The 25489-nt window shown below is 65.5% G+C and carries 19 protein-coding genes and 1 pseudogene; 14 read left to right on the forward strand and 6 right to left on the reverse strand.

Going from position 1 to position 25489, the window contains the following annotated elements:
- Positions 1–83 precede the first annotated feature (83 nt).
- The 11 genes and pseudogenes from K1X74_10270 to K1X74_10320 all read left to right on the forward strand — a co-directional run bounded on the left by K1X74_10270 (position 84) and on the right by K1X74_10320 (position 12948).
- Positions 84–3119: a hypothetical protein gene (locus K1X74_10270; protein ID MBX7166719.1), complete on the forward strand. Its 3036-nt coding sequence runs from the start codon at positions 84–86 to the stop codon at positions 3117–3119.
- Between the two features lie 85 nt (positions 3120–3204).
- A complete protein-coding gene (locus K1X74_10275; GenBank protein MBX7166720.1) occupies positions 3205–3450 on the forward strand; it encodes a hypothetical protein in 246 nt (81 codons plus the stop codon).
- Positions 3451–3598: 148 nt separating this feature from the next.
- Positions 3599–4156, forward strand: a complete 558-nt coding sequence (locus K1X74_10280; protein MBX7166721.1) for an RNA polymerase sigma factor — start codon at positions 3599–3601, stop codon at positions 4154–4156.
- Complete coding sequence (locus K1X74_10285; protein MBX7166722.1) at positions 4146–4976, forward strand: hypothetical protein; 831 nt, start codon at positions 4146–4148, stop codon at positions 4974–4976. Before K1X74_10280 ends, K1X74_10285 begins: the two co-directional genes overlap by 11 nt.
- 178 nt (positions 4977–5154) lie before the next feature.
- Positions 5155–7056, forward strand: coding sequence for a DUF3352 domain-containing protein (locus K1X74_10290; protein ID MBX7166723.1), 1902 nt, complete (start codon positions 5155–5157; stop codon positions 7054–7056).
- Positions 7057–7338: 282 nt separating this feature from the next.
- Positions 7339–7611 (forward strand): annotated as a pseudogene (locus K1X74_10295) (hypothetical protein).
- Between the two features lie 312 nt (positions 7612–7923).
- On the forward strand, positions 7924–8694 hold the full coding sequence (locus K1X74_10300) for a tetratricopeptide repeat protein (GenBank protein MBX7166724.1): 771 nt from the start codon (positions 7924–7926) through the stop codon (positions 8692–8694).
- A gap of 192 nt (positions 8695–8886) precedes the next feature.
- Entirely contained in the window at positions 8887–10512 is a 1626-nt protein-coding gene (gene serA / locus K1X74_10305; protein ID MBX7166725.1) for a phosphoglycerate dehydrogenase, read from the forward strand.
- Positions 10513–10548: 36 nt separating this feature from the next.
- Positions 10549–10953, forward strand: coding sequence for a hypothetical protein (locus K1X74_10310; GenBank protein ID MBX7166726.1), 405 nt, complete (start codon positions 10549–10551; stop codon positions 10951–10953).
- Positions 10954–11122: 169 nt separating this feature from the next.
- The gene (locus K1X74_10315; GenBank protein MBX7166727.1) at positions 11123–12520 is read left to right on the forward strand and encodes a M48 family metalloprotease; all 1398 of its coding nucleotides are present in this window, start codon (positions 11123–11125) and stop codon (positions 12518–12520) included.
- Positions 12521–12729: 209 nt separating this feature from the next.
- The gene (locus K1X74_10320; GenBank protein ID MBX7166728.1) at positions 12730–12948 is read left to right on the forward strand and encodes a BON domain-containing protein; all 219 of its coding nucleotides are present in this window, start codon (positions 12730–12732) and stop codon (positions 12946–12948) included.
- Positions 12949–13009: 61 nt separating this feature from the next.
- Here K1X74_10320 and K1X74_10325 read toward each other — a convergent pair whose 3' ends face one another.
- Entirely contained in the window at positions 13010–13387 is a 378-nt protein-coding gene (locus tag K1X74_10325; GenBank protein ID MBX7166729.1) for a hypothetical protein, read from the reverse strand.
- Between the two features lie 327 nt (positions 13388–13714).
- Between K1X74_10325 and tpx the strand changes: the two genes are divergently transcribed.
- Positions 13715–14239 (forward strand): thiol peroxidase, encoded by a 525-nt coding sequence (tpx, locus tag K1X74_10330; protein MBX7166730.1) that lies wholly within the window; start codon positions 13715–13717, stop codon positions 14237–14239.
- 179 nt (positions 14240–14418) lie between these two features.
- Here the strand turns inward: tpx and K1X74_10335 are convergent, their stop codons facing one another.
- Together K1X74_10335 and ruvB are read right to left on the reverse strand one after the other, a co-directional pair.
- Positions 14419–16410, reverse strand: a complete 1992-nt coding sequence (locus K1X74_10335; GenBank protein ID MBX7166731.1) for a thioredoxin family protein — start codon at positions 16408–16410, stop codon at positions 14419–14421.
- Between the two features lie 615 nt (positions 16411–17025).
- Positions 17026–18051: a Holliday junction branch migration DNA helicase RuvB gene (gene ruvB, locus K1X74_10340; GenBank protein MBX7166732.1), complete on the reverse strand. Its 1026-nt coding sequence runs from the start codon at positions 18049–18051 to the stop codon at positions 17026–17028.
- A 257-nt stretch (positions 18052–18308) separates the two neighbouring features.
- Between ruvB and K1X74_10345 the strand changes: the two genes are divergently transcribed.
- Positions 18309–20474: a penicillin acylase family protein gene (locus K1X74_10345; GenBank protein MBX7166733.1), complete on the forward strand. Its 2166-nt coding sequence runs from the start codon at positions 18309–18311 to the stop codon at positions 20472–20474.
- Positions 20475–20479: 5 nt separating this feature from the next.
- On the opposite strand, the gene K1X74_10350 is transcribed toward K1X74_10345, so the two are convergent.
- The 3 genes from K1X74_10350 to K1X74_10360 form a co-directional block, all read right to left on the reverse strand.
- Positions 20480–21358 (reverse strand): cation diffusion facilitator family transporter, encoded by an 879-nt coding sequence (locus K1X74_10350; protein MBX7166734.1) that lies wholly within the window; start codon positions 21356–21358, stop codon positions 20480–20482.
- Positions 21359–21416: 58 nt separating this feature from the next.
- A complete protein-coding gene (locus K1X74_10355) occupies positions 21417–22880 on the reverse strand; it encodes a cryptochrome/photolyase family protein (GenBank protein ID MBX7166735.1) in 1464 nt (487 codons plus the stop codon).
- A 99-nt stretch (positions 22881–22979) separates the two neighbouring features.
- Complete coding sequence (locus K1X74_10360; protein ID MBX7166736.1) at positions 22980–24554, reverse strand: long-chain fatty acid--CoA ligase; 1575 nt, start codon at positions 24552–24554, stop codon at positions 22980–22982.
- 378 nt (positions 24555–24932) lie between these two features.
- On the opposite strand from K1X74_10360, the gene cyaB reads away from it, so the two are divergent.
- Positions 24933–25478 carry a class IV adenylate cyclase gene (gene cyaB / locus K1X74_10365; GenBank protein MBX7166737.1) on the forward strand — a complete coding sequence of 182 codons (546 nt, stop codon included), beginning with the start codon at positions 24933–24935 and terminating at the stop codon, positions 25476–25478.
- Positions 25479–25489 lie beyond the last annotated feature (11 nt).

Genomic DNA, 25489 nt, shown 5'->3' on the forward strand with positions numbered 1-25489 from the left:
GCGCCCGGGTCCATGATCTTCCCCGGAATCCAAAGTCGGGGTCGCGCCTCGACCTTCTACTAGCACTCCGGGAGAACGGTGGCGTGCGCGTCGAACGTCTGGCCCGCCGATGTCTGGTTGCCTCGTGCGCGTGGGTCGCCTTGGGCGTCGGCCCCGGGTTGTTCGCGGCTGAGGCGCCCGACACGCAACAAGACCCGCCACCCCGCGCCACGGCCGAGCAGGCCGCGGCGTTGATGCAGGCGCCGCCGGGATTTCGCGTCGAAGTGTTCGCCGCCGAGCCGCTCGTACGCCAGCCGATTGCGATCGCCACCGACGCGCGAGGTAGGTTCTGGGTTGCCGAAAACAACTCCTACACGATCGAACACCGCGACGACGAAGCCGCGCTGCGCGATCGCATCGTCTGCCTGATCGATACCGACGGTGACGGCCGCGCCGACGAACAGCACGTGTTCTGGGACCAGGCTTACGAGTTGACGAGCATCGAAGTCGGCCGCGACGGCCTCTGGGCACTTTGTCCACCGCGATTGTTGTTCCTACCCGATCGCGATCACGACGATCGCCTCGACGGCGATCCGGAAGTGGCGCTCGACGGCTTCGATCTGGTCGCGGCGAATCGGCACAACTTTGCCAACGGGCTGAAGTGGGGACCCGACGGCTGGCTCTACGGCCGCAATGGGATCACGCACACCGCGCACGTCGGCCGCCCGGGAGCCTTGCCCACGGAGCGCGTCGAGATGGGCCCGGGCATGTGGCGTTTCGACCCGCGCAGCGGCCGCTTCGAGGTCGTCGCCACCGGGACCACGAACCCCTGGGGACACGATTGGGACCGCCACGGCGAGTTGTTCTTCATCAACACCGTGATCGGTCACCTCTGGCATGTGGTGCCCGGCGCACATTTCAAGCGGATGTTCGGGGCCGATCCGAACCCCTACGCATACGAATTGATCGACCAGACGGCCGATCACTTTCACTGGGACACGACCGAACCGTGGCACCAGATCCGCCAGGGCACCTCATCCACGACCGCCGCGGCCGGTGGCGGCCACGCGCATTCGGGCCTGTTGATCGATCAAGGCGGCAACTGGCCGGCCGCCTATCGCGATCGACTGTATACCGTCAATCTACACGGCCACCAGTTGAACTGCGATCGGCTCGAACGCGTCGGCGCAAGCTACGTGGCCCGGCACGGCGAAGACCTATTCGCGACGAGCGATCCCTGGTTTCGCGGCATCGACCTCTTGAACGGTCCGGACGGCGCCGTATATCTGGCCGATTGGTCCGACGTCGGCGAATGCCACGAGCGCGACGGCGTGCACCGCAGCTCGGGGCGCATCTATCGGCTCGCCTACGGCAAGCGGAAGTCCAAGTCGCCGGGTGACTTCAACCGGCTGTCGAATCCCGAACTCGTCGCGCAGTTACGCAGCGACAATATCTGGCACGCCCGCTGGGCACAGCGCGTCCTGCAATTCCGCCATGAGGCGGGCCAACCGGTTGCCGAGGCGCGCGACGAGTGCCTGGCCCTGCTCGAATCGACGGCGCCGGTCGAACATCGATTGAGGGCCTTGTGGACGCTGCACGTCACCGGCGGCGTCGACGAACCGCGGTTGTGCCGCCTGCTCGCGACAGCCGAGGACGAACATCTGCGCGTCTGGGCGGTGCGGCTGTTGGTCGATCATGGACCGCCGTCGGACACGGCAATCGACGACCTGGCGAAGCAGGCCTCGACGGAAACATCCGGCCTGGTCCTCGTACACCTGGCATCAGCGGCCGGCCGTCTGCCGCTCGACCGCCGGGAAGCTGTGCTTCAGCCGCTGGTCGCCCGCGGCGAGCTGGCCGACGATCGGGTGTACCCGTTGATGTTGTGGTACGCCGTCGAGCCGCTCGTGCCTTTGGCCCCGCGGCCGATGGCGCAACTGGCGGTCGAGACGCGCATCCCGCGCTTGGCGCGGCTCGTCGCGCGGCGCGTGGCGCAGGGCTATCCGACCGCCTGCCATGAAGGTCTGGACATCCTGTTGGCTGCGATCGCAGGTGGCGAGCCGAACGCGACGGTTTTGTTGCCGGGCATCGGCCAAGGGCTGCATGGCCGCCGCCGGGCCCCGAAACCGCAGGGGTGGGACGCGGCTGCCGAACGCGTGCTACGCGGCGCCGATGCCGGCCAGGCAGCGCTCGTCCGCCGCCTGGCCGCAGTCTTCGGCGATGGCCTGGCCGTGGCCGAACTGCAGGATTTGGCGCGCGACACGAGCGCCGACGCCACTGCACGACGCGACGCGATCCGTTCGCTCGTCGAGACCGACGCCGCCGGGACGCTCGAACTGCTCGCGGCGCTGCTGGCCGACCACGACGTCGCCGCCGAAGCGGTCCGTGGATTGGGCGCGCTGGCGCCGAACGAAGCGCGAGCTGCGATTCTGGCCCGGCTCGGCGATCTGATTCCCCCGGCGCGCGAGGCGGCTCTCGGGGTGCTTGCCGCCCGACCCGCGTCGGCCGTGTTGTTGCTCGAGCGTGTCGTTGCCGGCAACATCGCGCGCGACGACGTCGCACTGGCCGACGTGCGGCTGATGCAATCGTTTGCCGACCCGCGCGTCGCCGAGCTGCTGCGCCAGGCATGGCCCGAGCTGCGCCCCGTGACTGCCGACAAGCAGGCGCACATCGCCCGTCTGAAGCAGCAATTGCAGGGCGCAGAATTGGCCGCGGCCGACATGCAAGCGGGACGCGGTCATTGGGAACGCCTGTGTGCCAAATGCCACACGTTGTTCGGCAGCGGCGGCAAGATCGGACCCGACCTGACGGGAGCCCAACGGGCCAATCTGGACTATTTGTTGGAAAACATCGTCGACCCGGGCGCCAGCCTGGCGCCGGCGTTTCGTATGTCCACCTTGGAACTCAGCGACGGGCGTGTCGTCCAGGGTGTGATCGTCCAGCGGACCGCCGAGTCGATTGAAGTGCAAACCGCTACGGAACGGTTGACGTTGGCGGTCACAGATGTCGAAACCACAGAAGAGTCGGCCCTGTCGCTGATGCCCGACGGCCTGCTCGATTTGTTGTCCCCGGCCGATACGGCCAGCCTGATCCGTTTCCTGCAAAGCGATGGCTCGGCGGCAGGGACGGGTGCCGGACGCTGATCCTGCGTATAATCAAGGACCGCCGCAACCGGTGGATATCGGTTGGTCCGGCGGCGGCCACACGCCTTGCGATGGATTCCCGCCCGTGAAATCTGCCAAGAAAGACCAGCCGCGCACGGCACTGTTGGGGCTCGGATTGGACGGTACGGACGGCCATACCCGCATCACCCGGGGGGACAGCGTCTTCCTCGTAGGCGGCTCGCAGGAGACGCACGCCCGGATGCAGGAAACCGTGATCAAGGTGACCGAGCGGCTGGAAAAACGCGGCAAGCGGCTGGAAGAGACCGGTCTGCGCGAGTTGCGCGACGTTTTTCACGACGTGATGAAGTAGTTTGGCTGGCTGCGGCAACTCCTTGAGGGATGCCCCTCTATGGGGGAAATCCCCAGGTCTGGCCTGCGACATTCTGCCCGAAACCAGCCACCCGTCGAATGGGTAGTCTCCTATAGACTGGAGCGGCTCCAATCGGGGGAGCGGCCCTTTGTCGGACGAAATCCGTGATCTGGTCCAGCGGTGCCTGGCCGACGACGAGTCGGCCCGTGTCGATTTGGTCGAGCGCTTCCGCGGCCAGGTATTCGGCCTGTGCTACCGCATGTTGCGGCACCGGCAGGACGCGGAGGACGTCACGCAAGAGGCGTTCGTCCGGGTGTTCCGCAGCCTGAAAAGCTGGGATCCCGAGCGAGACTTCCGGCCTTGGCTGCTGGCGATTGCAGGCAATCGTTGCCGCAGTTGGCTGGCAGCCCGCAGCCGCCGCCCCCAGTCGAAAGACCTTTCCAGCGAGCTGGCCGACGACAGCCCCGATCAGGGGGCCCATCGGCAGCTGGCCGAAGAGGTCGAGTTGGCACTGGCCGAGTTGAGGGACGAATACCGCAAGGCCTTTCTGCTGTTCCACGAGCAGCAGTTGAGCTACCAGGAGATCGCCGACGCGCTCGGCTGCCCCCTGGGGACGGTCAAGACGTGGGTCCACCGGGCTCGGCGTGAAATGGCCGACTACCTGCGGCGCCGCGGCGTGGTCGAGGAGATCAGTAATGAACTGTGACGAATTCGAACTGCGGCTACAGGACACGCTCGACGAGCGCCGGCCCCTCGAAGCGGAGAGCGCTCTGCGTGGCCATGCGCGTTCATGCCCGGCCTGTCACGAACTGATGCAATCGTTCCAGTTGCTGCTCGAAGGCGTTCGTCGCCTGGAGATCCCCACGGCTTCGCCGACGCTCGCCACGCGCGTGCTCGTCGATCTGCGGCGTGAAGAATTGCAACCCCGGAGTGCGGAGCCGTCGACCACCGCGCGACAGACTTTGCGCTGGGCGATGGGCTTGGCCACCGTGGCGGCCGTCGTAGCGTTGGCCGCTTGGCTTTCGATGCCCGCGCCGGGCAATCGGCCGGAACGGCTGGCAAATGCCCCGCAGACTGGTGTCGCGCAGAACGCGTCCGCGCCGGCACCCGTTACGCCTGCGACAGCGGATTCTGGTGCGGTGGAATCTGCTCCGGCGGATGCGGCGGCTCCCAACCAGATGGCTGCCGAAGCGTCGCTCCGCCAACTCATCGCCAACAGCGGCGAGCAATACGAAGAATTTCTGCACACGACCGGTACAAGTTTGAGCCAGTTGGCACTGTTGCTGCCGGGCGCCTTGGCAACCTCGCCCCAGCAGGCTGCTCCGCAGGTAGAACCAGCCGCCGACAGCGACCAGGCTCCGGCAGCCGACGTTGCCGCGCAACCAGAGAAGGACGATGCCTTGCCCCAAACCGAGTGGGTCGAGGAGTTGGGCCGGGGGCTCCGTCCGGTGCGCAAATCGACCGAAGGCGCTTTCAGCTTCCTGCTCGACCTGGTTCCGGAAATCGAAACTCCTCCGAGCTCCTGATTCGTGGCAAGCCGCCAGGCGTCCCGGCGCAGAGCGTTGTGTTGTGGTGCGAACTAGACTGAGCCCGACGCCGCCATTGGGGCCAGATGTTGCGTTTCACGAGTCTTTGCTACCCCCAGTCTGCGAAGTGTTGCCGCGACGGGGCAGGGGCCATCGCTAGATGACGAACCGGGTTTTCATGCTTCGCTTTGCTGCCGCGTGCCTGGCAACCATTGCGCTCATCTGCGGCAGCGCTGCTGCTTGTCGAGCGGACGAACCAGCCGGAAAGTCGCTCGTCGAACTGGTGCCCGACGACGTCGGCGTCTGCATCGAGTTGCGAAACATGCAGGAGCATGGCACGCGCATTTTCAGCAATCCGCTGTTCGACCGCCTGACCAAGTTCCCGCCGTTGGCCGAGTGGGTCGAAGACAACGGCCTGCAATTGACCGAGATTGCCGATCGCATGGCAGCAGCGTTGGGCGTGCCCACCGATGAGTTCAGCAGCAAGCTGTTCGGGCAGCATGTGGTCATGGCGGCCTGGCCCGCCGACGCCCCCGGGTTGCAAGCCACGGACGAACAGGAGCAGCAATGGGGTGACGGGGTCGGGCTGGTATTGCTCGAGGCCAGCGACCGGGCGCTCTTGGAGCGGTTCTTGAATGCCCTCAGTCCCATGGGCCCGCCCGCCAACCCTGCGGGCGTCAAGCCCCTCGCCGAGGCTCGGCAACATGCCGGGCTGACCTACCGCGCGCGGCCGCTGCAGCACGGGGACGAGACACTGCAGGTGTTTTTGACCAGCCTCGGAAACACGGCCGTGTTGACCAATTCCGAGGCGCTGATGCGCCGCACCCTGGAGCTACAGGCCGGCGAATCGACCAACGACTTGAGCCGTCAAACAGCCTATCGAGAAGCGATCACCAAGATCGATCCGCAGGCCGCGATTCGTGTCTTCATGAACCCGCGTGTCTGGGACGGAGCCGTGCTGGCGACCGTCGAGGACAACGTCGACAACCTGCTCACCGCGCGCGACACCATCAACCAGGTCTGGAAAGCGGCCAGTTACTCGGTGGCCGCCATCGACCTGGATCACGGGCTGCGCGTCGACGCGCACGTGCAGTTCGACCCCGTCAAGCTGGGCGAACGGCTGACGAAGGCGATCAGCGGTTTGCAGGGCGGGGCGGACGGTTTAGACCACATTCCGCAAGACGCGATTTTTGCCGCGGCACTGCAGGTCGACCTGGGTGAACTGGTCAACGCCGCGATCGAATCGCAGGGCGACGACCGAGTCGAGCAGCTGGACGAGTTCCGCGACATCGCCCAGAGCATGTTCATGGGCATGGACGTGCTCGAAGAAGTGCTCCCGCAGCTCGGCCCGGAGATCAACATCAGCCTCCGCGATCTGCGCGGGCCCGATGCCCGCCGCGCCGAGCCGGGCTGGGTCGTCAACGTAAAGACCAAGCCGCGGCCGGCAAATTCGGACCAGCCCGAGGTGGCCGAGGTCCTACAGTCCGGCCTGGTTTCGGCGATGAACGTGGCCGTAAACTTTCTGAACAACCGCCTGCCCAAGGGGCAAAAAGGCGCCGCAGTCCTCGAAGAAGAAATCAACGGGGTCCGCGTCACGTCGCTGACCGGCATGCGGTTCTTGCCCGCCGGACTGGTCCCGGCGTTCGCCGTGCACCAGGGCTATTTCACGCTCGGCACTTCGCGTCAAGCCGTGCTCGAAGCGACGGCCGTCGACCCGGCCAAGTCGCTCGGGGCCCAGGAACACCTGCGCAAGCTGCTCGGTCCGCGGTTCTCCGAGGCCAGCCAGGTGGTGTACATCGATTGTGCCCGGATGCGACAGCTGCTGGACGAGCGCCCCGAGGTGATTCGCTTTGTGCTGGGGGTCGCGCGCGGCATGACCACGCGGCAGGTCAACAGCAGCCTGCAACGGCTCGACGACGTGTTGGCCCTGGCTGAAACCATCGTCCTGGCAACCAAGTTCCAGGGCGACGCCCTGAGCGGCTCGTTGGTGCTGTCGATGGACCCGCCGAACCCGGCGGGCGTGGTTCGCGCAACTGCCGCCCCCACGGTCGTGCCCAGCGCCGGGCCTGCGTCACGCTAAGTGACGGTTCTGCCGAATCTGCGGGCGTACCTTCTCTACAGCCGGCATCTTTGCGCACACGGTCATCTTTGCCGGAACCGCATCGTCGCGAAAAACCAGCTATTTTTTCTAGGCGTTGTATTTTCACAACGTCCCGCGTCGATGTGTGTCTCGCAGCCTTGAAGGCAACCGCCTGCCCCCAGCAGCGGTGAGGGTCATGGAAGCCCGACCCCGGTTTCTCCCTCCCCATGCCCCCAGGAACCGCCTCCCGTGCCCACCAAGAAGCCCACCTCGGAATTGAAACTGGATCGTCGCGGTCGCAGCGAGCGCCGCAACCAGAAGGACAAGGACCGCCGCGGGGCCGATGCCCCTGTCGCGGTCGAGCGACGCCAGGGCGAGCGCCGCGAGAAGGTGCAGCGCCGCCGCCAGATCGACCCCACGACTTGCGAACGCGAATACACGATTGAAGAGATCGAATTCATGCGGGCCATGGACCTCTACAAACGGACCAGCGGCCGGATGTTTCCCACGTGCAGCGAGGTGCTCGAGGTGATTCGCGGCCTGGGTTACGTCAAACAACCGCAAGCCGCCGAGGTCGACGCAAATCCGGAGTTGACCACCGTCGACGAAGCCACGGCCTAGCTAGCGCATCGCCGCTACCATGCCGCCGCATGCGTACGCCGCGATGCGACCAATTCCTGCCGCGAGCCTCCCGCGCCGCGGCTGCGACTCGCCTTGTGTCGCAGCCGCGGCGTGTTTATTCTCCGCCCCGATTGTCATCGGGCCTTGCGCGACGATGACGTTGGCGGTGGGTGCGTTTCAGCACGACGGAATGCCAACGCGTGAGGGGCGTACCAAGGCGACTGGCCCTGACAGGAGGTCGATGTCGTGAAGCTCTGTTATCAACCGTCGCACCATGACCGCGCGGCGCTGTTGCCGTGCGCCGCCTTGATGATGTTGGCCACGGCCGGATGCGGAGTCGTGGCGCACGGGCAGAACGCCGACGGCGTGCGTCTGCAGTCGCAAGGCAGTTACGACAAAGCGATCACGCGGTTTCAACAAGCCGTGGCCAGCGATCCGAACAACGCCGACGGCTACTACAACCTGGCCGCGAGCTACCACCAGCTCGGCAAATTGCAGAACAACCCCGAGCAACTGAAACTCGCCGAGAGCTATTACAACCAGTGCCTCGACCGCGATCCCAACCATCGCGATTGCTATCGGGGCCTGGCCGTCTTACTCACGGAACAATCGCGGCAGGCCGAGGCCTTTCGGCTGATCGAGGGCTGGGTCGAGCGCAATCCGACGATGGCCGAGCCGAAGATCGAATTGGCGCGGCTCTTCGTCGAGTCGGGCGATCGCGAAGCGGCCAAGCAATATCTGCTCGAAGCCCTGGCCGCCGATCCAGACAACGCCGCTGCGTTGGCCTCCTTGGGAAAGATTCGCGAAGACCTGGGCGACTCGGCCCAGGCGTTGGCCGACTATCAGCGGTCGCTCTGGTACGATCGCTTCCAGCCCGAGGTGCAGGCGCGGATGGCTGCCTTGCAACAGGCCTTTAGCAGTTCGCCCTTGACCGCGACGCCGACGACGGCGCCTTTGGTCACTCCGCCGGCGACGACGCAAACCGTGGTGACGCCCCCAGCGACCACGACGCGTTAAGTCAAACGCCGCCTGTAACTGCGGCCATCGATCGTCGCCGCGCCACGGCGGTGGCGGCTTCTCTGCCGCACCCCCCATCGTCAATCTGGGCAGGCAGGGGTACAATTCCCGCTTTCTGGCCGCCGAACAGGCAGCCCCGTTGCGCGTGTTGTTGAATTTGTTTCCCTTGAGTGCTGCAGGCGAGACCCTCCGATGCCCCGTGTGATCGTTCTCGACAAACTTTCGGCCGAGGGCCTGGAAATCCTGTCCCAGGCCGGCATTGAGCATGAGACCCGAACGGGCCTCAAGGGCGAAGAGCTGAGGGCAGCGCTGGCCGAGTTCGACGGGGCCATTTGTCGCAGCGGCGTGAAGATCACGCCCGAGTCGCTCGTGGGCAACAAGCGGCTGCGCGTCATCGTGCGGGCCGGCGTCGGCGTCGACAACATCAACCTGCCGGCCGCCACGCGGCAGGGCATCGTGGTGATGAACACCCCGGCGGGCAACACCGTTTCGACGGCCGAGCAGACGATGGCCCTAATGCTGGCCCTGAGCCGCTCGATTCACCCGGCGTACCAGAGCCTGGTCGAGGGCAAGTGGGAACGCAGCAAGTACATGGGCAGTCAACTTGCCGACAAGACCCTGGGCATCGTCGGGCTGGGCCGCATCGGCCAGGCCGTGGCGGCACGGGCCAAGTCGTTCGAGATGCGCGTGCTGGGCTATGACCCGTTCATCAGCGCGGAGCGCTGCAAGGAGCTGGGGATCGAGAGCATCGCTTCGGTGCGCGACATGCTTCCGCAGGTCGATTACTTGACCGTACACACCCCGCTGACCGATGCCACGCGCAACCTGGTCGGCATGGAAGAGCTGGCGGTGCTGAAGCCCGGCGTGCGGCTGATCAACTGTGCCCGCGGCGGCATCTACGACGAGGCGGCGCTGGTCGAAGGGCTGAAGAGCGGGCGAATCGCCGGCGTGGCGCTCGATGTGTTCGCCGAGGAGCCGTGCACGTCGAGCCCGCTGTTCGGCATGCCCGGCGTGGTCTGTACGCCCCACCTCGGGGCGAGCACCGAAGAGGCTCAGGCGAACGTCGCCATCGAAGGCTGCGGTTTGCTGGTCGACTTCCTCACCAAGGGCACCATCCGGCACGCGGTCAACATGACCCCCTTGGATGCCAAGCTGCTCGAAGGTTTGCGCGGCTATCTCGACGTGGCCTACCGGTTGGGCCTGTTGCACGCCCAGATGAATCGCGGCGCCGCGAAGCGCTGCAAGCTCGTCGTGCGCGGCGACGTCGCGGCCAAAGACACGAAGCTGCTGGCGGCGAGCTTCGCGGCCGGGCTGCTGAGCAAGGCACTCGAAGAAGAAGTGAACATCGTCAATGCCGAGGTATTGCTCCGCGAACGCGGCATCGACCTGGCCGAGGAAAGCCGCTCGGACCGCGGTGATTTCAGCAGTGTGATCACAGCCGAGGTCGTCACCGACGTGAAGACCTATACGGCGGCCGGCACGATCTTCGGCAACAAGCTCGTCCGGCTCGTGCGGCTGGGCGACTATCGCCTCGAGGCCTATCTCGACGGCGTCTTGCTCGTGTTCACGCATCGCGACGTGCCCGGCATCATCGGCAAAGTGGGCACCATTTTCGGCAATCACAAGGTGAACATCGGCCAGATGTCGGTGGGCCGCGCCTCGGAAACACCCGGCGGCGAGGCGATCGGCGTGCTGAATCTCGACACCTTGCCCCCCGAGGCCGCGATCAATGACGTGCTCGCCACACCGGACATCACCAGCGCACGGGTCGTGAAATTGCCCGCTGCTGGCGAACTGCCGGCGTGGATGGTAGGCTGACACGCGCGAATCAACCTTCTTCTCCGGAGTAATCCGATGATCAGGCTAGGGTGGGTGTGCTGCTGCGTGTGTCTGGCGGTCGCCGTTTCGGGCTGCTCGAAGGCGGACTCGAGCGCCAACCAGGCGTCGGCCACGGAGGCGCCCGCCTACACTCCGGGTCAGGCACCCTCGGCCCCGGCCGCCGCCGAGACTTCGGCCGAGGCACCGGCTGCGACGCCGGCCGAACAGACGACGGCGGCAGAGCCCACCAAGGACGAGGCCAACACGCCCGCTGCAGACCCGGCAGCCGAGCCTGCGCCGGCGGAGGAACCGAAGGTCGAGACCGCGGCCCGGCCGAGCCTGTTGCTACAGCTGATGGCCAAGCCGATGAGCGATGCGATGGGTGACCTGACGAAGAATCTCCCGGCCCCCAATCTGGGCGGTGCGGCCGGTGGCAAATAGGCTTGGTAATCCGCTCTCGCCGCATTCCGCGCTGTACGGCCGAGGATGCCGGGGGTAGGCCTGCCCTGGCGATTGGTGGCCCGCGGTAGCGCAATTACGCTGGTACTTTGGGCGACCGAAGTTCCGTTTGCCCCGGATAACTTCCGCGCTGCGTGATGGCGAGCTTCGCATGCCCCTTTCGATCGCCCTGGCAATTCTGCTCGCGCTCGTGGCGGCCGAATTCCCGCCAGAGTTTGCCTGGGGTAGCTTGGCCAACCGGCTGCTGTTTGTGGGCACCGCCGCGATGGCGGCGCCGCTCGTTGCCATGGCCGCGGCCGCATGGACGGCTCGCGGGGTTTCGGCCCCATCGGTCGCCTCGGGCCCCTTGCTCGATCGCTTTGAACGATGGCGCGGCAGGGCACATGCGCTCTGGCTGATTTCGGTCGTCGCGCTAGCGTTTGCCGCCGGCTGGGGTGAGATCGTTCGCCAACGATTCGGCCTTCAGGATTGGGTGCTGGCCGACGAACTGCTGATCCTGCTGCCGGTGCTGGGGCCCTTGCTCTTGCTGTGGGCGGCCACCTATCGCGTCGAAGAGGCCCTCGCCCGCCGCGCCGCGCGCTGCGGGATTCCATCGCCGGGGCACCATTCGCGTCTACGCTACCTGGTCCGGAACCTGCGGCAGCAAGTGTTGCCAGTGGCGGTGCCGGTACTTCTGGCGGCGGCCGCGTCCGATCTGTTGGGTTGGCTCCCGCCGGGCCCGCTGACGAATGCCGCGCTGGTGATTGCCGGCGGCATGTTCCTGGCGTTGCTCGTGTTGGGCTATCCCTGGCTGCTGCGAATGGTCTGGCCCACGGCGGAGCTTTCCGAGGGACCGCTCAAGGAACGCCTGCTCGAGTTGTGCGCGGCCAGCCGCGTGCGCATCGATCGATTGCTGGTCTGGCAGAGCGATCGCCGAATCGTCAACGCAGCGGTCGCCGGCATCGTGCCCGGCTGTCGGTTTGTGTTTCTCAGCGACGGGCTACTGGCCACGCTCGCACCGCAGCAGATCGAGGCCGTGTTCCTGCACGAGTTGGGGCATCTGCGCTACCGGCACCTATTGTCGCGGGCCTGCGCGGTGTTCGCACCGGTGGGTCTTGCGGCCGTGGGAGCGGCCGTCGCCGGCCTGAAGGCCGAATGGCCGGCCAACGCGACGGGAATGACCATCGTGTGGATCGCCGTCTTGGGCGGATTGTATGTCTGGTTCGGCATCGGCCGTCTGGCCCGGGCCTTGGAGATCCAGGCCGACGCCTTTGCTTGCCGTGCCCTGGCCGCGCAGCGGCTGGCCGCATGCCCCGTGTCGACGACACCGGCGGCGGGGCTCGATCAGGCCGTCGAGGATTATCTCGCCACGCTCGAGCGTTTGGTGGCCCACTCGGGCGCCGCAAATCGGGCGACCTGGCAGCACGACGGGCTGGCCCGGCGCGCGAACCGGCTGCGTCGGGTGCTCGCTTCGCCGCAGTCCGAAAAACACTTCGAGCGGCGGCTGGCCCTCGTCCGATGGCTCTTGGGAGCAGCCAGCATCGCGACTCTGATGGCGTTGCCCTGGTAGCGTGCGGCAAGAGCCGCCGAATCATGCCGTTATGGGCCGCATATCCGGCAAAGTGGCCCGGCCTTGCGGCACCGCTCCGGCTTTCTTGACGGTTAGACTTTACCCGCTTCCCGCCGCCTGCCGATTGATCGAAGGACCCGACGGTGCCTGCACGCTGCCGCCGCGAATCTCCTGCCCCACCGCCCACCCCGCCGATCCCCATGAACAAGATGCTCGACGCTCCCTGTCTCGATGAACGGCTCGACGAGATCGCCTCGCGCAATCCCTACCTGGCCCGGCGCAATCTGCGCATCGAGTCGCAGAACGGCCGCGTGACCCTTAAGGGCACCGTGGCTTCCTACTTCCACAAGCAGATGGCGCAAGAAGCGCTTCGCCAGGTGGACGGGATCGGCGAAATCGAGAACCAGCTCGAAGTCGAGTGGGTCTGATCGCGGTCTCGCACCGCTCGTGCTTCTTCATCTGGACGCCCGGTTGCACGCCGAACCGGTGTTAGCGCGGCTTGCTCGGGCGATGGCCCATAACTGCCGCGCCGCGGTCGGCGTAGTTGTGGAACCGCGTGTCGAGCCTGGCCGCTTGCAGGACGCACTGATTCGCGGTGCTCAGCCCACACAGCCGTAGCAGGCCGCCTTGAGCGGCGATGCGCTTGTGGAGCAGCACCAACTGGCCGATCAATTCGCTGCGCAAGACGCCCACCTGGTCCATTTCGAGCACCACGCGGCTGACGAGGTGCTGCTGGGCCAGGCGCCAAATATCGTCGGCTACACCGTCGCCCGCGCACGGGGCATCTGCCACGGGAAGCAGCCGCACGAACAGCCAATCGGGCCCCCGGTCGACGGCATATTGCCAATTGCTTACGACCTGAGTCATCGCCGACACTCCATGCGTCAGGGGGAAGAGCACCCGCTGGGGTGGTCGCGGACCGAAGATTGGTGCGACCACTTCACCATACGCATTCTGCTCAACCATACAAGTCTTTCTCCGCATGCTATCGCGAACATCCACTGCGGTCAGTAGATGCGCTCCGCCTTCGCGCGGGGGAGCGCCCTCCGCATCGACGCCGGAGCAGAGCGGTTTGCTAAGCCGCGCGAGCAGCGGAATAATGTCAACTCGCGTTGAGGTTTTGGCTTCCCCGATCGCGGAGGCCGACCTCGGCACCCTCCATCAATCACGGCCTTCGACAAGGATTTGCAAGCGATGTCACGAAGCGGAGCAGTAACGTTCAAGGGCAACCCGATGACCCTGGCCGGCGACGAAGTGAAGGTTGGGCAGCAGGCGCCCAATTTCTCGCTGCGCCGCTTTGCCGACGGGGCCATGCAAATGGTCACGCTGGAAACGCTCAAGGGCAAGCCAACGATGCTGAGCGTTGTCCCGTCACTCGATACGCCGGTGTGCCAGCAGCAGACCAAGCGATTCAACCAGGAGCTGGCGAGCCTGGGCGACAAGATCAATGCCGTGACGGTAAGCGTCGATCTGCCGTTCGCGATGAACCGTTTCTGCGGTTCCGAGCAAATCACCAATCTGATGAGCTGCAGTGATTATTTCGATCGCAATTTCGGCCGCTCGTGGGGCATGCTGATCGAGGAGCTGCAATTGCTGGCCCGCGGCACGTTCGTGCTCGACGCCAACGGCAAGGTCGTCTACGCCGAAACGGTGAAAGAAGTCGCCGAGCATCCGAACTACGACGCGGCCCTGGCGGCGCTCAAGTCGCAGGTGAAGTAAGCCGCACCGGCTCGCGGCCGGCGGCATTGCTTGCCATGCCGCCCCCAACAAAAACTCCGAGCCGCCTCGGGCGAGGAATCGTCCGGGGCGGCTCGAGTGTTTGGGGCTTGGATAATTCGGGTCCAGGGATGTGGGACCGAGTGGGCCCGCGCCCTCTCGAGCCTGGTGGCTTGGACTTCTCAGTCGCCCGAACCTTCGGTCGCCTCGTCGACAGCGATCTCTTGCGCTTGGTCCGGCTCGGTGGCTCCGGCCAGGCCCTGCGCACGGTCTTGCGGGTTGTCATGCGGATCGATCCACACGTACCAGCCGAACATCATTTCATCCCAGGTCTGCTCGCCGAAGACGACTTCGGCCGACGGATCGGGGTTGTAGACGTTGTCTTCCGAGTTGTCATAGTGCGCCGTGCAGATCAGCTTGCTGCCCTTGGGCAGCAGCACCGGCTCTTTCGGCTCGTACCACAACTGCCAATTGAAGTCGTAGCGCGGCACATCGAGCAGGATCTCGGTGTGGCCGTCCGGGTAGACCGCTTCGTAGCGGAAGGCCGTGCCACGCACGTGCAGGTGCGGCATAAAGCCGACCAGCAGCGTATCGCGACGAATTCGGTGCTTGGCCGTGACCACGTAGTCCGGATCGTTGGGCGGAATGGCGAACGAGACCGTGCCGCACACGCCGCCTTGGACTTCATGCTTGATCGTGCTCGGATCGGCAAACACGACGCCCAGGCAGCTCCGGTCGGGCTGCTCGGTGCCGGCGGCTGTGTAGTGCATCTGGAACACGAACTTGCTGCCGGCCGGGACGCGGAGGCCCCACCCGTCTTTGTAATTTGCCGGCGGCATTCCCGGGGCATAGCCGATCTGAGCGCCACGTCGTGCCGAGGTCGCGCCACCCGAACCGCGTTCGTCACCCGAGCCCACGTATTGGCCGTTCACTTCGCTCGGTAGCGGTGCATCCTTGCCGGGCACGTAGGCCGGAACCGGGGTCCGCTTGCCGCTCGGCTCCTGAATAAAGGCGATGATGTGGTGCACGACCGCATAGTTGCCCGGCCGACATTCGAATGCCTTGAGCCAGACGTCTTTGGTGTAGCCCGGATCAACGACGAAGTATTGGTAGTCGATCACACCTTCGCCGGCCACCTGGTAGGGCTGTTCGTCGATGTAGTAGATCGCGTCAGGCGTGGGGATACCCCAGCCCTCGCCGAAATTAGGCGGCGACGGCATCTGGCTGAGATCGCCCTCGGGCATGCCGTTGGCGACCCAAGTCGAGATCAACGACTTTTCTTCTTCGGTCAAGCGCGGATCATTGGCAAAGTGACCGTACTCGGGACTGGCGTGCCAGGGCGGCATGCGATTGTCGTTCACCACTTCGCGAATCATCTCGCCCCAACCGACGATCTCGTCGTAGCTGGTCATCGCGAACGGACCGATCTGGCCCTCGCGGTGGCACTGCACGCAGCGATTGTTGATGATGCGGACGATCTGATTCGAGAAGGTCACGTCGCCGTGCGGCGAAACCTTCGGAACGCGTCCGATGTGGCAGCCCGGCGCCGGGGTCACGGCCACGCTGACCGGCTTGCCCGCGAGCACTTCCTCAAGGGCGACGATCAGGTCTTCGCGGGTAATTTCCTTCTTGCCGTAGCCGACGCCGGTGGTGAAGCCGTATTGATCGTCGACGCGGCCCCAGTAGCGCACGACGCGATCACGATCGAGCACGAAGATCTCCGGCGTACGGATCGCGTGAAACTGGTCCGCCACCGCGTTGTCCGGGTCCTTCAGAATGGGGAACTCGACGCCAGACCGCTGGGCGAACGCGCCGATCTTGGTCGGCGGGTCCTGACGGTTCGAGTTGATGCCGATGACCGCGACGCCCTGGTCGGCGAAGCGATTGGCGATTTCCTGCAGCCGCGGAGCGTACAACTTCACCAGCGGGCACTCGACTCCCAGGAACGCCACGACCAGCACCTGGTGGTCGGCATAGTCGGCCAGGCTGTGATCCTTGCCGCGGTAGTCCAAGAGCTTGAAGCCGTCGATCTTCATGCCGATAGGCGAGGCGGCCTCGGCGGCGCCGGCCACTTCGGGCTTCAGACCAACGGCCTCGGCCGCCTGAACCGTCGACGCCATCGTCAAACCTGACAGCAGGGCGAACGTTGCAAGGGGCAGGAAAATCTTTCTCATGTCGGTTCCTTCACTCTTCCTTCGCAGGCGGCAAAACTTCGCGCGGTGATCCAACCGCACGCACGTCGTTTTGCAAAGGGTTCGCTAGGGGATTACCTGATCCGTTGGGGACCAGTTTCGATGGAGGGCCGGTTCGATCGGTGCTCCTTCAGGGCCGCTGCCCGCCCGGAGCTCAGCATTGGGCACCCGCGTTTTCGCCGCAGGCAGGCGCCTGTTTCTCGGGATTGGCCCACGGTGTGCAAACCATGTGCCCGCAAACGAATTAGCGTTGTGTTGGGCAGTGGTCGTCCGGTGGTCCAAGGCGCGTCCCTCGCAAGCACCGCTGGCCATCGCCTAGGGACCCGAAAAAACTCGCCTTCACGAGTTCTTGCCCCCACAGGGAAGCATCGGGACACGCGGGAAAAAAATAAAAAATCCGCTGAAAAAAGCGTGCTGCAGGTGTGCGAGAGGGCCGCACTGTGCGTGCGGTGCTGCGCACCTTTGCGCCCTGCCGCACGCAGCACGTGACACGGAATTCGGCGGCAATTCATGCGAGCCAGCAACCGCCCCGAAGGTGGCATTCGCCGGGGCCTTGGCCGGGGGTGAACATTGGCCGGCTGGAACAGGGGCCGCCGCCTAGAACAGGGTCCGCTGTTCAGAATCGCCCGAGTTGGGGGCAGCCACGCCCAGGTGCTCATAGGCCGCGTCGGTGAGCTTGCGACCCCGCGGGCTGCGAATCAACAGCCCCTGGCGCAAGAGAAACGGCTCGACGTCGTCGATCAGCGTATCGGGCGGCGTGTTCATCGTATAGGCGACCGACTCGACGCCGACCGGCCCACCCTGAAACACACGCACGATCGTCTCCAGATAGCGGCGATCCTGCACGTCAAGCCCCAACGTGTCGATGCCTTGCATGTCGAGGGCCGCTTCGGCGACGGCCACGGTGATCCGACCGTCGGCCTTGCTCGTGGCATAGTCGCGAACCCAGCGCAGGCGGTTGTTGGCCACTCGGGGCGTGCCGCGACTGCGACGCGCGACGATGGCGGCGGAAGTGTCGTCGATGGCCACGCGCAGCTTGGCCGCGCTGCGCCGCACAATGTCGGCCAATTCGACGACCGAGTAGAAATCCAAGTGCTCGCGCATCTGGAACCGGTCGCGCAGCGGCGCCGACAACAGGCCCGGCCGTGTCGTCGCGCCGATCAGCGTGAACCGCTTGAGCGGCATGTTGATCGTCCGGGCATTGACGCCCTCGCCCAGGGCGATGTCGATGCGGAAGTCTTCCATCGCCGGATAGAGAAACTCCTCGACGGCCTTGGGCAGGCGGTGAATCTCGTCGATGAACAACACGGCCCCCTCCTCGATGTTAGTCAAGTAGGGGAGCAAATCCTTGGGGGCGTCGAGCGCGGCGCCGCTGGCGATTTGCAGCGGCACCCCCAGGTCGCGCGGAATGACCGTGGCAAAGGTCGTCTTGCCCAGTCCCGGCGGGCCGTCGAACAAGATATGCCCTAAGGGCTCGCCTCGTTTGCGGGCCGCATCGACGGCGATCGCCAGCCGGGCCATTACCTCGCGCTGGCCCACCATGTCGATCATCCGCTGCGGGCGCAGGTCGCGATCGTCGTCCTGGGGGTCGTCGGCCGGGCGGAGGATCGCTTCGCGGGTCATGGCAGGAAACAAGAATCGTGAAATCGTCGCGCGCCGCAGTCGACGGCCCCGTCGCTCGCCGCGGCACGCTGAACACTTGTCAACGTCCCTGCGAATATAGCCGATTTCGCTGTCGAGGCAGAAGAGGGAACGGCGCAGGCCCTTTGCGCTGCGCCCCCTGCGACGCGGACCACCTGTTAGACTTTCCGGCGCGTGCGGCTGCGACGATCGGCGGAGACCGGGCCGCAACGCTTGATCCAGGCACAGGTAACCACTCGATGTTTTCCAACACACTGCGTTCGAGTTGGTCGGGGTCGTTGGTCTGCTGGCTGTTCCTCTACGTGGCGGCTTGTGGCGCCGAGCAAGCGGATTACAACCCGCCACCCGCGGGGAAGGTGCGGATCGTCCGCGATACGTACGGGGTGCCGCACGTGATCGCTGCCGGCAATCGCGAGCTGCTCTTTGGCGTGGGCTACGCGCAGGCCGAGGACCAGTTGGAGAACCTCGCCACGAACTTCCTCCGCGGCCAAGGCCGCGCCGCCGAACGCGAAGGGGCTGCTCAGCTCGAAATCGACCATCTCGTGCGGTTGTTCGAACTGCCGGCGCGTGCCCGCGCGGGCGTTTCGCAGCTCGATGCCGACGCGCGTCGCGACCTGGAATCCTTTTGCGACGGCGTGAATGCCTATCTGGCCGAACATCGCGCGCAAACTCCGTCGTGGGTCTCGCCGGTCGAACCAGCGCACGTGCTGGCGTTTGCCCAATACATCGATCTGCTGTTCTGCCTGCGCGATTGCCGAGGCGATCTCGAAAGGGCAGGAGTCCGGCTCGCGGCTTTGGAAGCGCTGCCGCGCGATTCCGACGAACTGTGGGGATCAAATCAGTTTGCCCTCGCGCCGCGGCGGTCGGCCACGGGCCAGGCGCTGCTGTCGATGGATCCCCATTTGCCCCTGAGCGGTTTCTTTCGCTGGTACGAGATGCACACGGTGGGGCCCGAGACGAACGTCATGGGGGCCTGCTTCTTCGGGTCGCCCTATGTCAGCATGGGCCGCACCGATCACAGCGGCTGGTGCATGACCGTCAACGGGCCCGACCTGGGCGACGTGTTCGTCTTCGAAGTGCGGCCCGACGACCCGACCCAATACAAGGACGTCGACGGCTGGCAAGCGTTCCGCACGGCGACCGAGGAATATGCGATCGCATCGGCAACCGGCGGCGACGGCGCGTCAAACAAGCGGGCACGCGCGTGCAAATGGACCTCGGTCGGGCCCGTCGTTGCCGAGGCCGCGGGCAAGGCCTACGTGTTTGCCCTACCGCTGCCGGAAATCGGCGGCCGAGTGGAACAACTGGCCCACATGGCGCAAGCGGCCAACGTCGGCGAGTTCCGCGACGCGCTGCGTCCCTTGGGACTATCGATGTTCAACATCGTTTACGCCGACACGGCCGGCGACATCTACTACGTCAGCAACGGGCGCGTGGCCGAGCGCGACACGCGCATCGATGCCCGCGACCTGCGTCCGGGCGACGCAGCGTGGGCCCGATGGCAGGGGTTTCACCCGCTCGAAGAGCTGCCCCAGACGCTCAATCCGCCGGCCGGGTTTCTGCTCAACGCCAACAGCGGCCCCCAGAACGTCACGCCGGAAGGCGCACCGGACCTGAGCACTTTTCCGCCATACATGAATCGTCAATTGGCGAACAGCCGCTCGCGGCGACTGAACGAGCTGCTGTCCAACGACACGTTGGTCGATTGGGATGAACTGGCGGCGTATGCAACCGATACGCAGATCGAAGCGGCCGGGCGATATGTCCCGCCGCTCGTGGCCGCGCTGTTGCGCCAGGCCGATCACGATGCGGAGCGGCGCGCGGCCTTGACCGAGGTGGCCACGGTGCTCGACCGCTGGGATCGACGGACTGATCTGACCTCGCGCGGGGCGGCGCTGTTCTGGCACCTGGCCACCGACAAGACCGTCGCCGCGCTGCTTGGCAAAGAACCGCCCAGCGATGACGCCCCGCTCGCGGCGGCCGTGCTGGCCGTTACCGATCGGTTGCGCGGCGCATCGCAGCCGCTGGATCTACCGTGGCAGGATTTCTGCCGCATCCGCCGCGGCGACGTTGAAATGGGCATGATCGGCTGCGGGATCCCGCGCGGGGCAGGCGCCACGGCTCTGATCGGCGCCGCCCTGCGACCGAGTTCGGGCAGTGTCCGCGACGGCCGGCTCTGGTGCGATACGGGTTCCAGCTATGGCATGCTGATCGACTTTTCGGGCCGCACCCGGGCCGTCAGTTGCCTGCCGTTTGGCATCACCGACCACCCGGAATCGAAGCATTTCGCCGATCAATTGCCGCTCTATGCGGCCGGACGGTTCAAACCCGCCTGGTTCTGGCCCGACGAGCTTGCGGCAAACACGGAAAGCGAGCGGACCTTATCGGTCCCCGAGGCGAATTAGGGGCCTCACTCCTCGGCAGGCTCGATGTGGATCAAGACCTGTTCCACGCTGGGGTGCTGGGCGCGAATGTGCGCCTTGACCTTACCGGCCAAGGCATGCGCGGTCCGCACGTCCATGTCCGGCGGCACGTGCAGGTGCAGATCGATGTGGTAACCGCGGCCGCTCTTGCGGGCATGGACTTTCTCGATCAGTCGCACGTCCGGCAACTGCGCGGCGCTGCGGCGGACGTCGGCCGCCAATTCGTGCGACACCGCGTCGAGCAGCTCACCCAGCGCCGGACGGATCAAGCGCACGCCGGTCAGCACGATGATGCCGCTGGCGAGGATCGCGGCCGCCTCGTCCGCCAGGACGAGCCGCTCGTAGCCGAACCAGCCGGGGCCCCAGACCGCCAGGGTCACGCCCACCAACGCGGCTGCCGAGGTGATCGCGTCGCTGCGATGATGCCAGGCGTCGGCCCGGGCCGCGTCGGACGCAAACTCCTCGGCACCTTGCAGCACGAGCCGGAAGAGCCCCTCTTTGACGACCAGCACCACCAGCAGCACCAGCAGCGTCCACGCGGCGGGGGCCTGATGCGGCGTCATCATCTCGCCGAACGCCTTGACGACGATCAGCGTCGCCGCGAGCAGCAATAACCCGCCGACGACCAGCGCCGCCACGGCCTCGGCCCTGCCGTAGCCGTAAGGATGATCGCGATCGGGCGGTCGATCGGCCACGCGCAAACCCTGCCAGACGACGATCGAGCCCACGGAATCGGCCAGCGACTCGACTGCGTCGGCCACGAGTGCCGTGGAATGGCCCACCACGCCGGCCACAAGTTTCGCCCCGGCCAGACCCAGGCTGGCGACGAGCCCGAGGATTGCGTTGCGTTGGAGTGGCGATGCCATGTTGCACGCGGCCAGACTTCGGACGAATACCCGGACGACCAGCGTAGGGCGGCCGCGGCTAGCCGTGCAACCTGGCAAGAAAGTTCTCCGCCGTGCGGTGATGCTCGACAAGGCGGCTGCCCAGGCGCTCGCACTGCGCCACCATGACCGCCATCCGCGGATTGCCGGCAAAGAACTCGCGGTGCCGATCGATGAAGCGCCAGTAGAGCGCGTCCCAGACCGCGCACCAGGGCCCGCGCTGGAAATTGCTCATCTTCAGCACGTAGCTCGAGCCGCTGATGTACGGCTTGGTCGTGATCAGCCCGCCGTCGGCGAATTGGCTCATGCCGTAGACGTTGGGCACCATCACCCAATCGTAGGCGTCGATGAACAGCTCCATGAACCACTGATAAACCGCGTCGGGGTCGATCTCGCAGAGCAACATGAAATTGCCCAGCACCATCAATCGCTCGATGTGATGACAATAGGCATGCTGGAGCACGCGATGGATCACCGTGTCGACGGGGTCGATGCCGGTGGTGCCGTCGTACATGGCCCGGGGCATCGGGCGGCGATGCCCCCAGAAATTCAACGTCCGTTGCCGCCGGCCCCAGCGGTGATAGACGCCGCGGACGTATTCCCGCCAGCCGATCACCTGGCGCACGAAACCTTCGAGCGAGTTGAGCGGTACGCGATCAGCTCGTTCCAGAGCTTGCTCGATCACCTCGGCGGGGGAGAGCAGGCCGCAATTCAAGGCGGGTGTAAGCACCGAGTGGAACAGGTAGCTTTCGCTGGCCGCAATCGCGTCTTCGTAGTCGCCGAACAGCGGCAATCGCTCGTCGAGAAACTGGCCGAGCCAGGCCTGAGCCTGTTCGGGCGTCGCCGGGTAACGCAGTTCGCAGCCGGAGCCCCGGGCACGCGGAAACCGTTCAGCGACATACCGCCCGGCCGCGGCGGCGTGCGCATCGGGTGTCGGCCGGTCAAGCCAAGGTATTGCCATGCGGCGCGGCAGTTTGCGGCGGTTGGCCGTGTCGAAGCTCCACTTGCCGCCGTGGGGCCGGCCCTGCGGCGTGAGCAGAATACCTAGCCGCTGTCGCTGCCACTGGTAGAAATCGGCAAACAGCAGCCGCGGGCGACCGTCGCAAAAATCGTTGAAATCCCGGAGCGGCGTGAGGAAATGCGGGTCTTCCAGCAAGGTCACCGGCAACTCGGCCGCGTAGAGCCCTCGCGACAACCGGGTCAGCAGCCAATCGTCGCAAGGATCGACCAGGCGCGCCTGCGTGGCGCCGAGTTGCCGCAACAGCGGCGCGATGCTGGCCGTGTCGCAGAGTTGGTGCGCCTCGGCGACGTGCACGGCGATGCCGCGGCGGCGCACGCGCGCCGCGAACTGCTGCATCGCCGAGCGGTGCAGGGCCAGCTTCAGCGCGTGAAACCGGTATTGGCTAAACAGCAGCGGCTCTTCGACCAGCACACACGCCGCCGCGCCGTCCAGCGCCGGATGCTCGGCGAACAATTGATGCGGATAGACGAGCGCGATCTGCATGGGCCCAAGGCTCGGCACGACCCCGAATTCGCGCCGGACACAGCCGTCCGGCGGGAGATTCTAGTCGCCCCGCTGCCGCTGGCACCTGGGCACATTCGCCTACGTCGCCGAGGCCGTGGCCGTCGACTTTTCGCTCGCGAGCTTGGTTTGCGTGTGATCGCGGTTCCATTGCTGGCTCGCGTCGCGCAACTCGCGCTTGAGAATCTTGCCCGTGGGGCCCTTAGGCAGCTCGGGCAAGAATTCGTATTCTTGCGGCAGTTTGTACTTGGCTAGCCGTGCGCGGAGATGCGCATCGACGCCGGCAGGCGACAGCGACATGCCGGGCTTACAGGCGATGATCGCCTTGACCAGTTCGCCCTTGGCCTCGTCGAACACGCCGATCACCGCCGCCTCGGCCACCTCGGGCAGCTCGTAGATGGCTTCTTCGATCTCGCGCGGGTAGATGTTGAACCCACCCTTGATGATCATGTCTTTTTTGCGATCGACGATGTAGTAGAAGCCGTCGGCGTCGCGATAGCCCATGTCGCCGGTGTGGAACCAGCCATTGCGCATGGCCTCGGCCGTTTCGGCCGGCTTGTTCAGGTAGCCCTTCATAATGTTGGGGGCGCGGATCACCAACTCGCCCACCGTGCCGTCGGCCACTTCAACGTCCTGCTCGTCGAAGATCCGCATGTCGACGCCCTTGAAGGGGCGACCGATCGATCCGACCTTGCGAGCGTCGGGCAGATTGATGCTCACGCTGACCGTGGTCTCGGTCATGCCGAAGCCTTCGTAGATCGGCGCCTCGACGGTCTTTTCCCACTGGTTGAGCACTTCGACCGGCATGGCCGCGCCGCCGGAGATGCAGTAGCGCAGCGCCGGGAACTTGGCCTTGCCGACCTGTGGGTGCTTGAGCAGGTAGAAATACATCGTCGGCACGCCGGCGAACGACGTGATGCCGTCCTCGACGAGGCTCTTGAAACAGCCCTCGACCTCGAACCTCGGGTGCAGCACCACGCAGGTGCCGTGGCGCACCGAGGCGTTCAGGATGCCGTTCAGAGCAAACACGTGGAACAACGGCAGCACGCACAGCCATTTGTCGTTGGTTTCGACCGGCAGCAACGATTCGAGCATGTCGAGGTTGGCCTCGACGTTGGCCGCCGTAAGCTGGGCGCCCTTGGGCTTGCCGGTGGTGCCCGACGTATAGAGTGTCATGATCGGCAGCGACGGATCGACGTCGGTCGGCTGGAATGACTCGTCGATGGCAGGCATCAGGTCGTGGTAAGGGCGATGCGAACCGGGATCTTCGCCGACCACGAAGACCAGCGGCGGGTTTTCCATTTCGCTGACGGCGTCATGAACCTGCTGCAGGAACATTTCGAACACAATGATCACGCGGATGTTGCTGTCCTGGATCAGGTACTGGATTTCGTTCTTCTGCAGCAGCACGTTCATCGTGACGACGACCGAGCCATTCATCAGCGTGCCGAAATAGCTCGACACAAACGGCGGGATATTTGGCAGCATCACGCCGACGCTCTCGCCTGCTTGGATGCCTACGTTGCGCAGTCCCTGGCAGACCTGCTTCGCCTGCGTCGCCACGACGAAAAAGGGGATCTGCATTCCCATGAATTCAAGGAAGATCCGGTCCGGAGTCCGTTCCGCGTGGCTCAACAGGTACTCATGCAATTTCATGCCGGGACTACTCCCCCCAGACGGGCTTCACGGAGAAAAACACGATTGGATGGATCAAAGGCTGCTGCTCGGTGCTGCCGGGCGTCGGGACTGCGCTCCTGCCCCGGCTTCTCACGGCCCCGCTTCATACGGTCCCGCCGGGACAAGCTTCGACACCCGGTTCTGTCACGGGCCGCACAGGGTGGCGCAAGACGCCTGTCATCGCCCCGATCCCCTGGGCGACTTGCCGCTCGATACCGAGCCCTTGGGCACGCATAACCGAAATTCTTTCATAACGAGCCGATTGCGCACTGTCAAAAAGAATCGCCCCGGCATAGGCTTACGACGCGCCGGGCGAGTCGCCGATCGCGCACCACGGCACGCTAGAATTAACCTCCCATGCTGGAAGTCGAGCAGAAATTCCCGCTGGCCGATCCGCCCGCGTTCGTCGCTCGGCTGGGCGATCTGGGCGTTTGCCTGGCCGAGCCCATCGTGCAAGTCGACCAGTACTTTGCGCACCCGGCACGCGATTTTGCCCAAACCGACGAGGCCCTCCGCATCCGGCGTGTCGGAAGCGAAAACCGAGTGACCTACAAGGGCCCCAAGCTCGATGCTGCGACCAAGACCCGGCGCGAGATCGAGCTTCCTCTGGCGCCGGGTGACGACGCCGCGGCCGGTTACGAGGCCCTGCTCGTGGCCCTGGGCTTCCGCCCCGTCCGGGCCGTGCGTAAGGCGCGCCGCAAGGCGGAACTCGTCTGGGAAGGGCGCACTTGCGAGATCGCCCTCGACGAGGTCGAAGGGCTCGGAACCTTTACCGAACTCGAGTTTCAGGCCGAGCCGGCCCAGCTTGATGCGACCCGGGCGGCGCTGACCAGCCTGGCGTCACGACTGGGCCTGTCGCAGTCCGAGCGGCGCAGCTACCTGGAATTGCTCCTGACACCCTGACCGCTCGACGG

This window comes from Pirellulales bacterium (genome assembly GCA_019694435.1).
Lineage (GTDB): Bacteria > Planctomycetota > Planctomycetia > Pirellulales > JAEUIK01 > JAIBBZ01.

Excerpts from the sequence above, each read along its gene's own strand:
- K1X74_10285 (MBX7166722.1), top strand. The coding sequence starts at position 4,146 with ATGAACTGTGACGAATTCGAACTGCGGCTACAGGACACGCTCGACGAG.
- K1X74_10290 (MBX7166723.1), top strand. The coding sequence starts at position 5,155 with ATGCTTCGCTTTGCTGCCGCGTGCCTGGCAACCATTGCGCTCATCTGC.
- serA (MBX7166725.1), top strand. The coding sequence starts at position 8,887 with ATGCCCCGTGTGATCGTTCTCGACAAACTTTCGGCCGAGGGCCTGGAA.
- K1X74_10310 (MBX7166726.1), top strand. The coding sequence starts at position 10,549 with ATGATCAGGCTAGGGTGGGTGTGCTGCTGCGTGTGTCTGGCGGTCGCC.
- K1X74_10315 (MBX7166727.1), top strand. The coding sequence starts at position 11,123 with ATGCCCCTTTCGATCGCCCTGGCAATTCTGCTCGCGCTCGTGGCGGCC.
- K1X74_10320 (MBX7166728.1), top strand. The coding sequence starts at position 12,730 with ATGCTCGACGCTCCCTGTCTCGATGAACGGCTCGACGAGATCGCCTCG.
- K1X74_10325 (MBX7166729.1), bottom strand. The coding sequence starts at position 13,387 with ATGACTCAGGTCGTAAGCAATTGGCAATATGCCGTCGACCGGGGGCCC.
- tpx (MBX7166730.1), top strand. The coding sequence starts at position 13,715 with ATGTCACGAAGCGGAGCAGTAACGTTCAAGGGCAACCCGATGACCCTG.
- K1X74_10335 (MBX7166731.1), bottom strand. The coding sequence starts at position 16,410 with ATGAGAAAGATTTTCCTGCCCCTTGCAACGTTCGCCCTGCTGTCAGGT.
- ruvB (MBX7166732.1), bottom strand. The coding sequence starts at position 18,051 with ATGACCCGCGAAGCGATCCTCCGCCCGGCCGACGACCCCCAGGACGAC.
- K1X74_10345 (MBX7166733.1), top strand. The coding sequence starts at position 18,309 with ATGTTTTCCAACACACTGCGTTCGAGTTGGTCGGGGTCGTTGGTCTGC.
- K1X74_10350 (MBX7166734.1), bottom strand. The coding sequence starts at position 21,358 with ATGGCATCGCCACTCCAACGCAACGCAATCCTCGGGCTCGTCGCCAGC.
- K1X74_10355 (MBX7166735.1), bottom strand. The coding sequence starts at position 22,880 with ATGCAGATCGCGCTCGTCTATCCGCATCAATTGTTCGCCGAGCATCCG.
- K1X74_10360 (MBX7166736.1), bottom strand. The coding sequence starts at position 24,554 with ATGAAATTGCATGAGTACCTGTTGAGCCACGCGGAACGGACTCCGGAC.
- cyaB (MBX7166737.1), top strand. The coding sequence starts at position 24,933 with ATGCTGGAAGTCGAGCAGAAATTCCCGCTGGCCGATCCGCCCGCGTTC.